Here is a 12197-nt window from a genome sequence, read left to right as displayed (position 1 = left end):
CAACGCCGCAGCGACTGGCGGCCCGGAACGGGATATGGAAGCATGACTCTGATTCAAACTTCGGACGACAGCTTCGCCATGCGCCTTCTCCTGATCGAGGATGACCGGGACGCGGCCGATTATCTGCGCAAGGCCTTTCGCGAGGCGGGCCATGTGGTGGATCACGCCGCCGACGGCGAGGAGGGCCTCGCGCTCGCCCTGGACGGGCATTACGACGTGCTGGTCGTGGACCGCATGTTGCCGCGCCGCGACGGGCTCTCCGTGGTCTCGGAGCTGCGCCAGCGCGGCGAGGCGACGCCGGTGCTCATTCTCTCCGCCCTCGGCCAGGTGGACGACCGGGTGATGGGCCTGCGCGCGGGCGGCGACGACTATCTGCCCAAGCCCTATGCCTTCACGGAGCTTCTGGCCCGGGTGGAAGCGCTCTCCCGGCGCAGCGGCATCCCGGCCACCGAAACCCTCTACAAGGTGGGCGACCTGGAGCTGGACCGCCTCGCCCACCGGGTGAGCCGCGCGGGCAAGGACGTTCCGCTCCAGCCGCGCGAATTCCGGCTGCTGGAATATCTCATGCGCCATGCCGGGCAGGTGGTGACGCGCACCATGCTGCTGGAGAATGTCTGGGACTATCATTTCGACCCCCAGACCAACGTCATCGACGTGCATGTCTCGCGGCTGCGCTCCAAGATCGACAAGGGCTTCGACGTGCCCCTCATCCATACCGTGCGCGGCGCCGGCTACATGGTCCGCGAAGGGCTGAAGTGAACGCCCGGTCCGGCACGCGGTGGGATAGTCCATGAGGATCCTGCCGCGCGGCCTCTCCCGCCTCATCCGCACCACCGCCTTCAAGCTGCTGGCGGTCTATCTGGTGGTGTTCGCGGTCTTCGCCCTGTTCATGATCGGCTATGTGGCGTGGCATACGCGCCAGCTCATCGAGACGCAGGTGGCGGAGAGCGTGGCCGGGGAAGTGCGCTTCCTTTCGGAGCAGTACCGCATCGGCGGCATCCAGCGGCTCGTCTTCGCCATCGACCGGCGCACCCGCCGTCCGGGGTCGTCCATCTACCTGCTCACCAATTTCAACGGGGAGGTGCTGGCCTCCAACGTGTCCGACCTGCCGCTCGGTCTCCTGGATGCGGCGGGCACGCGCTTCACCTTCTATCGTCGTTCGGACGAGGCGGGCGCGAAGGAAAATCTCGCCTTCGTCGAGGTGTTCATGCTGCCCGGCGGCTATCGCCTGCTGGTGGGCCGCGACGTGGAGGAGCGGGACACGGTGCGCCAGATGGTGGTGCGGCCCGCACAGGGCGCATTGCTGCTGATTCTCGTGCTGGGGCTGGTGGGCGGCTTCTTCGTCACCCGGCGTGTGTTGAAGCGCATCGATTCCATGACCGCCACGTCCGAGATCATCATGGCGGGCAACCTCTCCGGGCGCCTCACGGTGGACGGGACGGACGACGAGTTCGACCGGCTCGCCCATTCGCTGAACGCCATGCTGGAGCGGATCGAGGCCCTGATGATCGGGCTGAAGGAGGTCTCGGACAATATCGCCCACGACCTCAAGACCCCGCTCACCCGCCTGCGCAACCGCGCCGAAGAGGCGCTGCGCGGCGCGTCGGGGGAGGCGCAGTACCGGGCGGCCCTGGAGACCACCATTGAGGAGAGCGAAAATCTCATCCGCACCTTCGATGCGCTGCTCATGATCGCCCGCGCCGAGGCCGGGCAGGCGCGCGGCACCATGGTGCCCGTGGACCTTGCCGCCATCGCGGAGAATGTGGCCGAGCTTTACGAGCCGCTGGCCGACGAGCAGGGGCTCGACCTGACCGTGGAGGCCGAGCCGGTGCAGGTGCTGGGCGTACGCGAACTGCTGGCCCAGGTGCTGGCGAATCTCGTGGACAACGCCATCAAGTACGGCCACCCCCCGGCGGGTGCCCGGGGGCAGATCCGCGTCCGCCTGCGGCGGGAGGGCGGGGATGCCCTGCTGGAGGTGAGCGACAGCGGGGAGGGGATTCCCGAGAAGGATCGCGACCGTGTTGTGGAGCGTTTCGTGCGGCTGGACGCCTCCCGCACCCGGCCGGGATCGGGCCTCGGCCTTTCGCTGGTGGCGGCCGTGGCACGGCTTCATGGCGGCGGGCTGGCCTTCTCCGATGCCGCGCCGGGGCTCAAGGTGACGCTGCGCCTGCCTGCGCTTTCGCCCGAAGGGCTTGCGTAAGAGGCAGTGCTCGTGCCTTTAGATGAGGCAATGCCCTCTACGACCGATCCCGATCTCCTGGTTCGCGACGGCCTCGCATCTCTGATGCGGGAGGCCCCGGTTGTAGCCGTTCCCGAGGCGGCAACCGCACGCCTCGATCAGGCATTGGAACAGCTGGATTCCGATGCGCGCGCACAGGTGGAGGCGGCCTTCTCGGCCTTTCCTTTCGCGCGCCAGGTTCTTCTCGGGGTCGCGGAAAGCTCGCCCTTCCTCCTGGAGTTGATCCGCTTCGATCCCTGTCGGCTTGCGCGCGCTTTGCGTGCCCAGCCCATGGCACACGTCCAGGCGTTGATCGCCGCCTGCGAGGCCGCGCTTGCGGCCACGCGGGACGAGGCCGTCGCCATGGCCGCGCTGCGCCGCATGCGCTCTGAGGCCGCCCTGGTGATCGCCCTGGCCGATATCGGCGGCGCGCTCGACCTGACCGACGTGACCCGTTCCCTCGCGGACGTGGCTGATCGTGCGGTGGCCGGCGCGGTGGATTTCCTGCTGCGCCAGGCGGTTGACGCCGGCAAGCTTGTGCCGCCGGAGCCGGAGCATGTCGCGCACGGGTGCGGTCTCGCGGTCATCGCCATGGGCAAGCATGGCGCGCGGGAGCTGAACTACTCCTCGGACGTGGACCTGATCGTGGTCTATGACCGCGAAGCCGCGCCGCTGGCGGAGGGCGTGGAGCCCTCGCCCTTCTTCGTGCGGATCACCAAGTCCTTGGTCCGATTGCTCCAGGAGCGCACCGCGGATGGCTATGTGCTGCGGGTGGACCTTCGCCTGCGGCCGGATCCGGGCTCCACGCAGGTGGCGCTCTCCACCATCGCCGCGCTGGATTATTACGAGCGCGAAGGTGCCACCTGGGAGCGCGCCGCCTATATCAAGGCCCGCCCCGTGGCGGGCGACATGGACGTGGGGCGCGCCTTCCTGTCGGAACTCGCACCCTTCGTCTGGCGCCGGATCATGGACTATCAGGCCATCGCCGATGTCCATGCCATGAAGCGCGAGATCCACGCTTTCCGGGGCCATGATGTGGTGGCTGTGGAAGGCCATAACGTGAAGCTCGGGCGCGGCGGCATCCGCGAGGTGGAATTCTTCGTCCAGACCCAGCAGCTCATCGCGGGCGGGCGCGATCCCAACCTGCGCTCCCCGCGCACGCTGACGGCTCTCGATGCGCTGGTGCGCGACCGCTGGATCGCCTCCGAGGTGCGGGACGACCTCGCCGCCGCCTATGTGTTCCTGCGCCGGGTCGAGCATCGCATCCAGATGGTGGCCGACGCGCAGACCCACACGCTGCCGGAGCAGCGGGACGCGCTGGCGCAGTTCGCCCGCTTCATGGGCTATGCGGACCGTGACGGGTTCGCCGCCGCCCTGGTGGAGCATCTCCAGCGGGTGCAGCACCATTATGCGCAATTGTTCGAGGACAGCCCGCCGCCCTGCGCCCTCGACGGCCATCTTCTCTTCCCTCCCGAGCATGACGACAAGGCCACCGTTGCCGAACTGGCGCGGCTCGGCTTCCGCGATCCTCCGGGCGTCAGCGCCATCGTGCGCGGCTGGCTGGCGGGAAAGCCCCGCGTGCTGCGCACACAGGCGGCGCTGGACAGCCTCCAGGTCCTCATCCCCCTCATCCTTGAGCAGTTCGCGCGCGGCGGGGATCCCGACGGCGCGCTGTTCGCCATGGATGCCTTCCTGACGGACCTGTCCGGGCCGCAGATCCTCTCCGCGCTCCACCGCCATCCCGACCTCGTCCGGCTGCTGACGACGGTGCTCTCCGCCGCCCCCCGCGTGCGCGAGACCCTGGCCCGGCGCCCCTCCTTGTTCGACGCACTGCTGGACCCCGCCTTCTTCGACGTGCTGCCTGACGGCCCTACCCTGGAGCGGCGGCTGGACGCGCTTCTGGATGGGTCGCAGAGCGACGAGGACCAGTTGGACAATGCCCGCCGCTTCCGGCAGGAGCAGCATGTGCTGATCGGCGTGCGGGTCGTGTCCGGCACGCTGCCGGCGGAGCGGGCCGGGGAGGCTTACGCCACGCTGGCGGAGGTCATCATCCGCGCGCTCTACAAGCGGGTGCGGGCCCGCTTCGAGGAGGCCCATGGGCGCATTGCGGGCGCCGAAACGGCTGTGATCGCCATGGGCAAGCTGGGCGGGCGGGAAATGACCGCCGGGTCCGATCTCGACCTCATCGTCCTCTATGACCATGACCCGGACGCGGACGTCACCTCGGACGGGCCCCGGCCGCTGGTGGGCGCGCAATATTTCGCCCGCTTCACCCAGCGCCTGGTCTCGGCCCTCACCAGCCTCACCAATGCCGGCAAGCTCTATGACGTGGACCTGCGCCTGCGGCCGTCAGGCCGGGCCGGTCCCGTCGCCACGCGGCTCTCCTCCTTCGAGACCTACCAGATGGAGGAGGCCTGGACCTGGGAGCATATGGCGCTCACCCGCGCCCGCGTGATCGCCGCCAGCGCGGCGTTCGGCGCGCAGGTGGAGGATGTGGTCGGCCGGGTGCTCGCACGCCCGCGCGATCCCCGCCGCATCGCCGGGGACATCCTGGACATGCGCCAGTCCATCGCCGCCGAGAAGGGCGAGGACAAGCGCTGGAACCTGAAGCACGCGGCGGGCGGGCAGGTGGATGTGGAGTTCCTCGCCCAGTATCTGGTGCTGGTGCATGGCGCACGCCATCCCGAACTGGTGGACACCTCCACCGCCCGCATCCTGGCGGTTGCGGGCTGGCTGAGCCTGCTGCCGGCGCAGGATATCGAGATTCTGGTGAAGGCCTGCGCGCTCTACCAGGATCTCACCCAGGTGCTGCGCCTCTCCCTGGACACGCACGCCTTGTCCGGCGACGTGAGCCCGGCGCTCCGCGCCCTTCTCGCCCGCGCCGGCCAGATGCCGGACTTCCCCACGCTGGACGCCTATCTGGGTGAGACGCAGGCGAAGGTGCGCGAGATCTTCATGCAGGTGCTTGGGGCCTAGGACGAGGCCGGCGAGCCCTTGTGGCTGCCTTGCCCGCCCCGGCGCGCCAAAGCCCCTCTCTCGTCTGCGGGGAGGGGCGGGGGAACGCGCGAGATTCGGGAAGAGAAGGCGCTGACGGGCACCTTCGGGATCACACCACGGCGATGAGCTTCGGCGCCTCGATGGCGTTCGCGGAGGCGCCGGCATCCAGCGGCAGGCGGATGACGACGCTGGTGCCCTCGTCCTCGGTGGAACGGATGCGCATGGCGCCGCCATGCAGCTCGGTGAGGGACTTGGCGATGGCGAGGCCCAGGCCGGAGCCCTTGTAGGTCTTCGTGAACTGGCTCTCCACCTGCTCGAAGGGGCGGCCGATCTTCGCCAGGGCATGCCTGGGAATGCCGATGCCGCTGTCCTCGATGGCGATGATGGCGGCATCCCCGTTGATGCGCGCGCGCACCGAGACGTCGCCGCCCTCGGGGGTGAACTTCACCGCGTTGGAGAGCAGGTTCAGCAGGATCTGCTTCAGCGCGCGGCGGTCGCCGCGCAGGATCAGGCCCTCGCCCACCTCGGCGGTCATGGAGAGGTTCTTCTCCTCGCCCTTCAGCACCATGACCCGCATGGCGTCCGCCACGATCTCGTCGAGGCGCAGGTCCTCCAGCTCCAGCTGCATGCGCCCGGCTTCGATCTTGGACATGTCGAGGATGTCGTTGATCACGTCCAGCAGGTAGGTGCCCGAGCCTTTGATATCGTGGCAATATTCCTGGTACTTGGCGGAGCCGAGCGGGCCGAACATGCCGCTCTCCATGATCTCCGAGAAGCCGATGATGGCGTTGAGCGGCGTGCGCAGTTCGTGGCTCATATTGGCCAGGAACTCGCTCTTGGCGCGGTTGGCGTCCTCGGCCCGGTTCTTCTCTTCCGAATATTTTTCCGCCAGCTCGGCGAGCTGCTGGGTCTGGTGCTCCAGGGTCTGCTGCGATTTGCGCAGGTCCGCCACCAGGGCCATCAGACGCTTCTCATTGTCCATGAGGCGTTCCTCATGGCGCTTGAGCGGGGTGATGTCGGTGCCCACCGACACGTAGCCGCCATCCTTGGTGCGGCGCTCGGCGATCTTGAGCCAGCGGCCGTTGGAGAGCTGCGCCTCGAACGCGCGGGAGCCTTCCTCCGGCTTGTCCTCGGGCTTCAGCGGGGTGCGGGTGACGGGATGGCGGCCGACCGCCGCGATGGTCTCGAACGGCGTGCCCGACTGGATGGCGTCGTCGGGCAGCTCGTGCAGCGACTGGAATTTCGAGTTGCAGAGCACGAGGCGGTTCTTGCTGTCCCACAGCACGAAGGCCTCGGAGATGCTCTCGATGGCATCGCGCAGGCGCATGTCGGCGGTCACCGTGCGCTCGGCCATGTGCTGGGTCTCGGTGACATCCATGGCGATGCCGATGAGATGGGGGCCGTCCTCGCCGGTCTGCTGCACCACCTCGGCGCGCATGCGCAGCCACACATAGTCGCCGCGCGCGGTGCGCATGCGGAACACCCGGTCCACGGAGGCGCCAGGGCGCTCGGCCAGTTCCTGGGCCAGTTCGTAGAGGTTCACGTCGTCGGGATGAACCAGGGCCTCGATTTCGCCGAAGGAGAGCAGGTCGTCCCGCCGCTCCAGGCCCAGAAGCTCGAACATGGTGTCGGACCAGTACATGCGCCCGCGCGCCATGTCCCAGTCCCACATGCCGCAGCGGCCGCGATTGAGCGCCGTGTCGATGCGCATGCGCACCGTGTCGTAGATGTGGTCCGCCTCGCGCGCCCGGGTCGCCTGCCAGTGGAAGGAGAAGCCCAGGATGAGCAGCACCGCCCCGGTGGTGGTGAACAGGGTCAGCGTGAGGGTGGTGCTCTCCGACCAGGACCGAAGGGCCTCGTCCAGCGGCTGCACATAGACGATCTGGCCGAGCGGCGGGGTGAGGTTGCGGACCGTCGCGAGCGTCGCGCGGTCCCGCACCGTGATTTCCAGCACGCCCGCCCGCTCCGCGAACACGGTCAGCGGCTGCGAGGGATCGAGGATGTCCGAGAGATTGGCGACGCCCGGCCCCAGGGACGGCGCCGCGGCGATCACGCGGCCTGCCGGATCGGTGACGAACACCCGGCGGCCGGAGAGGGTGGCGCGCGGAGGCAGCGCATCGTTGAGCGCCGCCTGGACCCGGGAGAGGTTGCCGCCGAGCTTCTGGGAAAGGCCCTCGGCTGTGGCGAGGGCGAGGAGGGAGAGGTCGTCCTTGGCGTTGTCGAGCACGGACTGGCGATGGCCGTGCACCTGGACCATGGCGCCGATGCCGATGACGGCGAGGAACGTGATGATGAGGGCGGGGACGATACGGCGCAGGAAAGGCTCGGCTTCAAGGAGCCGTTGGTAGGCAGGGCGTGCGACGGATCGCGCCAATCCACCTATGGCTTGATCGCGCACGCCAGCGCTCGCAGCGTTGGCGCGTGCCATCGCCGGTATCCTCCGGTATCCCGGCCGATGGAGCGGCCCCGCTCCCCCGGCTCAACGTCCTCGATTTTTGACCTGGAGGGACGTGCCGCATCTCTCCGAATCGTGTTCGATTTGAATCGAATCGGGGCCTCTCTGTCTAGAGTCTGCGGGAGTCAAGTCGCTAAAAAGTACGCCCTCGTGCGGCCCGTCTTGCCCCATTCCCCGCGCAAATCCAGCAACCGGAGTCGGTCCGCCCCTGGCGGGTACTGTGGGTAGCCTGTGGGCAAGTCGGCCCGCGCCCGCGCCTCCCGTCCCGCCGCGCCCGATGCGGGTCCGCCCCTTACCTCCCGAAATGGTGTGCGTCGCAGCAGAAGCCCCTTGACACTCTTATAAGCACGTAATTCTATAGATTTTATAGAAATATGGCTCGGGGGAGTTTCGGTGAGTTTGGTCAAGCCCTTGGCGCAAGATGGTGTGGCACCGGAGCACCAGGCCATATGGCCCGCGCTCCGGCGCGAGGCGGAGGCCGCCATGCTGGAGGAGCCGCTGCTGGCGGGCATCCTCCAGGCGACCATCCTCGACCAGGACGACGTCTCCGCGGCCTTCTCCTTCCGGCTTGCCCAGCGCTTGGGCGGCGGCGATCTCAGCCGCATGGCGGTGCGCGATCTCAGCCTCGCCGCCTTCGCGGGGGATCCCTCGCTGCGCCCGGCACTGCTGCGCGATCTCCAGGCCATCCGCGAGCGGGATCCCACCTGCAGCCGGTTCATCGACCCCTTCCTCTATTACAAGGGCCTCGCCGCGCTGGAGGCCTACCGCATCGCCCATTGGCTCTGGCACCAGGGCCGGATCACGCTGGCGCTCAATTTCCAGAGCCGCGTTTCCGAGGTGTTCCAGGCGGATATCCATCCGGCCGCGCGCATCGGCTCCGGCGTGTTCATCGACCACGCCACGGCGGTGGTGATCGGCGAGACAGCGGTGGTGGCGGATGACGTCTCCATCCTCCAGTCCGTGACCCTGGGCGGGAACGGCAAGGAGCGCGGCGACCGTCACCCGAAGATCGGGCGCGGCGTGCTGCTCAGCGTGGGCGCGAAGGTGCTCGGCAACATCACCATCGGCGAGGGCGCGCGCGTCGCCGCCGCCGCCGTGGTCCTGCACGACGTCCCACCCTTTTCCACCGTCGCGGGCGTGCCCGCCAAGGTGATCGCACGGTCCAAGGACCAGGCGCCTGCTTTCAGCATGGATCAGATGTTCGGCGACGGCATCTGATCCATGCGTAACCGCGCGCGCCGCTTATGGATCGGCGCTCGTTTTCAACCGGGGAGTACCGCGTTCATGAGTGAGTTGAAATTGAGCGTCAGCGCCGCCGCCGCAAGGAACCTTGCGACCGCCAGCGTGACCGTCGTCCAGAATTCCGAGAACACCCCCCGTTGGCTGCACCGGCTGCTGCCCTGGGTGGACGTGGCGGGCGGCGTCTTCCGCGTGAACCGTCGGTCCGTGGTCGTCGCCAAGCCCGGCCTCATCGGCATCTCGGGCGAGCCTCACCGCATCGAGGCCGAGAGCCTGCGCCACATCCCGGTGCTGGCGGGCCTGGACGATGACAGCCTCGCCGCGCTCGCGGGCAAGTTCACCGCCGCCAGCTACAAGCCGGGCGACGTGGTGGCCAAGCAGGGCGACGGCGCCAACCTTCTGCACGTCGTTGCCGAAGGCACGGTGGAACTGTTCCTCCAGGGGCCGTTCGGCGGGCCGCTGCGCCAGCGCCTCGCGGCCAAGGGCGACTATTTCGGCGCCGAGGCGTTGGTGGGCGACGTGCCCCATGCGCCTGCGGTGAAGGCCCTGTCCGGCGCGACGATCCTTTCCCTGGATGCCAAGGCGGTGGAGTCCATCGCTGGCCTGAAGGACAAGATCGCCACCGCCGCGAAGGCCGCCGCCGAGGTGCGCGAGCGCACCAATGCGTTCGGCGAGCCCACCATCAAGCTCCTGTCCGGCCATGCGGGCGAGCCGCTCCTGCCCACCACCTTCGTGGATTACCAGGAGCATCCGCGCGAGTATCACCTCTCCACCATCCAGACGGTGCTGCACACCCACACCCGCATCACCGACCTCTACAGCAACGAGATCGACCAGCTCCGCGAGCAGATCCGCGTCACCGTGCAGGCGGTGAAGGAGCGCGAGGAATGGGAGCTTCTGAACAATCCCGATTTCGGCCTGCTGCATGAGGTGAGCGCGCAGTACCGCATTCCCACCCGTGGCGGCGCGCCGACGCCGGACGATTTGGACGACCTCATCTCCCTGGTCTGGAAGCGCCCGGCCTTCTTCGTGGCCCATCCGCGCGCCATCGCCGCCTTCGGCCGCGAGGCCACCCGGCGCGGCGTGCCGCCGGTGATCGTGCATCTCTACGGCTCGCCCTTCCTTACCTGGCGCGGCATCCCGCTGGTGCCGAGCGACAAGGTGCCGGTGCATGTGGACCCGGCCACGGGCGTCGCCTCCACCAGCATCCTCCTGCTGCGCGTGGGCGAGGCCGAGCAGGGCGTCGTCGGCCTCCAGAAGGTGGGCGTCACGGGCGAGGTGGAGCCGGGCCTGTCGGTGCGCTATTCGGGCACCAACGAGCACTCCATCGCCTCGCATCTCGTCACCCGCTACTTCTCCGCGGCGGTGCTCATCGAGGACGCCATCGCCCGGCTCGATAACGTGCTGATCGGCCGTTACCATGACTACGCCTGATCCGCTCCCCCAGACGGAGGGCCTTGCCTCCGCTTTGGCAGGGCACCTGCCGGGCGATCCGTTCCAGACCGGGCTCATCGCCCGGCTGGTCAACGAGGTCTATTCCGAACTCGACCGGGGCGTTTCCGCCCCGGTTCCCAACGCGGCCTTCCCCCATGTGGATCCGGGCCTGCTGGCGCAGACGGCCATTCCCACATCGGCGCTCGGCCCGTCCGGTCGCCTGCCGGGTTTCACGCCGGACGTGACCAATGCGGCCTATGGGCACGGCAGCCCCGTCAGCTTCCCGCTGGCGAGCGCCGATCCCGGGGCGGTGGCCCATGTGGCCCCGCCCGTCCACCCGGTCATCGAGCCCCTGTCCGTGGGCTCGGTGCCCACCGGGGGGGAGGGGGAGCCCGTGCTCGGCGACCTGCTGCGCGCGGCGGGCGTGGACAGCCCGTCGTTCGGGCGGCCGTCCACGCCGCCCAAGGCACCGGGCAACTGGTCCCGCATCCAGGTGGTGGACAGCCCGGCGGGGGCGGACCCCTTCGCCTCCTCGGACTTCTACTTCCTGACGCCCGGCTCCTCCCGCAACCCCACGGGCGGCACGCCGCCCCACGCCTCCGCCTTTTCCTCGGGCGGCCGGCAGGGGGGACTTGGTGGGTTCGACGTGGAGAAGGTGCGGCGGGACTTCCCCGCTCTGCACCAGACGGTCAACGGCAAGCCCTTGGTGTGGCTGGACAATGCGGCCACCACCCACAAGCCACAGAGCGTCATCGACATCACCAGCGAGTTCTATTCCAAGCACAATTCGAACATCCACCGCGCCGCCCATTCGCTGGCGGAGCGGGCGACCGACCTCTTCGAGGGCGGCCGGGACAAGGTGCGCCGCTTCATCGGCGCGGCCTCGTCCAAGGAGATCGTGTTCGTGCGCGGAACCACCGAGGCCATCAACCTCGTGGCGCAGAGCTTCGGCCGCCAGAATATCGGGCCGGGTGACGAGGTGATCGTCTCCACCATCGAGCATCACGCGAACATCGTGCCCTGGCAGCTTCTTTCGAAGCAGACGGGCGCGGTGCTGAAGGTGGCGCCGGTGAACGACCGGGGCGAGCTGATCCTGGAACAGTTCGCCGCGCTGCTGACCGGGCGCACCAAGCTCGTCTCCATCACCCATGTGGCCAACGCGCTGGGCACCATCAATCCCATCGAGGAGATCATCGCGCTCTCCCATGCGCATGGGGTTCCGGTGCTGGTGGATGCGGCGCAGTCCTCGCCGCACATTCCCATCAATGTGCAGGCGCTGGGGGCGGATTTCCTGGTCCTGTCCGGCCACAAGGTGTTCGGCCCCACCGGAATCGGCATTCTCTACGGGAAGGCCGACCTGCTGGAGAGCCTGCCCCCGTGGCAGGGCGGCGGGCACATGATCAAGGACGTGACCTTTGCCAAGACCGTCTTCCAGGGCATTCCTGAGAAGTTCGAGGCGGGGACGCCCGACATTGCGGGGGCTGTCGGGCTCGGTGCGGCGGTGGATTACCTGGAGGATGTGGGGCTTCCGGCCATCGCCGCCTACGAACACGAACTGCTCGTCTATGCCACCGATGCCATCTCGTCCGTGAAGGGCCTGCGCATCATCGGCACGGCGCGCAACAAGGCGAGTGTCCTGTCCTTCGTCATCAAGGACCGGGACACCGAGGAAGTGGCGAAGTTCCTGAACAAGCAGGGCATCGCCACGCGCTCCGGACATCACTGCGCCCAGCCGGCCCTGCGCCGCTTCGGCGTGGAGACCACGGTGCGCGCCTCGCTCGCCTTCTACAATAATCGCGAGGACGTGGACGCGCTGGTGCGCGCGCTGCACGCCTTGCCGAGAACGTGAGGAAA

The 12197-nt window shown here is 68.4% G+C and carries 7 protein-coding genes; 6 read left to right on the top strand and 1 reads right to left on the bottom strand.

Annotated features, from left to right (window positions below; genetic code table 11):
- The first annotated feature begins 42 nt into the window (after window positions 1-42).
- The 3 genes from EJJ38_RS11035 to EJJ38_RS11025 are packed head-to-tail and all read left to right on the top strand — an operon-like array spanning window position 43 to window position 5194.
- Entirely contained in the window at window positions 43-759 is a 717-nt protein-coding gene (locus tag EJJ38_RS11035) for a response regulator transcription factor (RefSeq protein WP_127090107.1), read from the top strand.
- A 31-nt stretch (window positions 760-790) separates the two neighbouring features.
- Window positions 791-2200: a sensor histidine kinase gene (locus tag EJJ38_RS11030; protein WP_127090106.1), complete on the top strand. Its 1410-nt coding sequence runs from the start codon at window positions 791-793 to the stop codon at window positions 2198-2200.
- A 30-nt stretch (window positions 2201-2230) separates the two neighbouring features.
- Complete coding sequence (locus EJJ38_RS11025) at window positions 2231-5194, top strand: bifunctional [glutamine synthetase] adenylyltransferase/[glutamine synthetase]-adenylyl-L-tyrosine phosphorylase (protein ID WP_127090105.1); 2964 nt, start codon at window positions 2231-2233, stop codon at window positions 5192-5194.
- A gap of 130 nt (window positions 5195-5324) precedes the next feature.
- On the opposite strand, the gene EJJ38_RS11020 is transcribed toward EJJ38_RS11025, so the two are convergent.
- Window positions 5325-7643 (bottom strand): sensor histidine kinase, encoded by a 2319-nt coding sequence (locus tag EJJ38_RS11020; RefSeq protein WP_205666137.1) that lies wholly within the window; start codon window positions 7641-7643, stop codon window positions 5325-5327.
- Window positions 7644-8063: 420 nt separating this feature from the next.
- Between EJJ38_RS11020 and cysE the strand changes: the two genes are divergently transcribed.
- From cysE to EJJ38_RS11005, 3 genes are all read left to right on the top strand, one after another.
- A complete protein-coding gene (gene cysE / locus EJJ38_RS11015; protein WP_245454187.1) occupies window positions 8064-8888 on the top strand; it encodes a serine O-acetyltransferase in 825 nt (274 codons plus the stop codon).
- A gap of 66 nt (window positions 8889-8954) precedes the next feature.
- On the top strand, window positions 8955-10343 hold the full coding sequence (locus EJJ38_RS11010) for a family 2B encapsulin nanocompartment shell protein (protein ID WP_127090103.1): 1389 nt from the start codon (window positions 8955-8957) through the stop codon (window positions 10341-10343).
- A complete protein-coding gene (locus EJJ38_RS11005; protein ID WP_127090102.1) occupies window positions 10330-12192 on the top strand; it encodes a cysteine desulfurase in 1863 nt (620 codons plus the stop codon). Before EJJ38_RS11010 ends, EJJ38_RS11005 begins: the two co-directional genes overlap by 14 nt.
- Window positions 12193-12197: the final 5 nt, after the last annotated feature.

The organism is Aquabacter cavernae, assembly GCF_003993795.1.
In the GTDB taxonomy this organism is placed as follows: Bacteria; Pseudomonadota; Alphaproteobacteria; order Rhizobiales; family Xanthobacteraceae; genus Aquabacter; species Aquabacter cavernae.
This window is presented reverse-complemented; position numbering and strand designations above follow the sequence as displayed.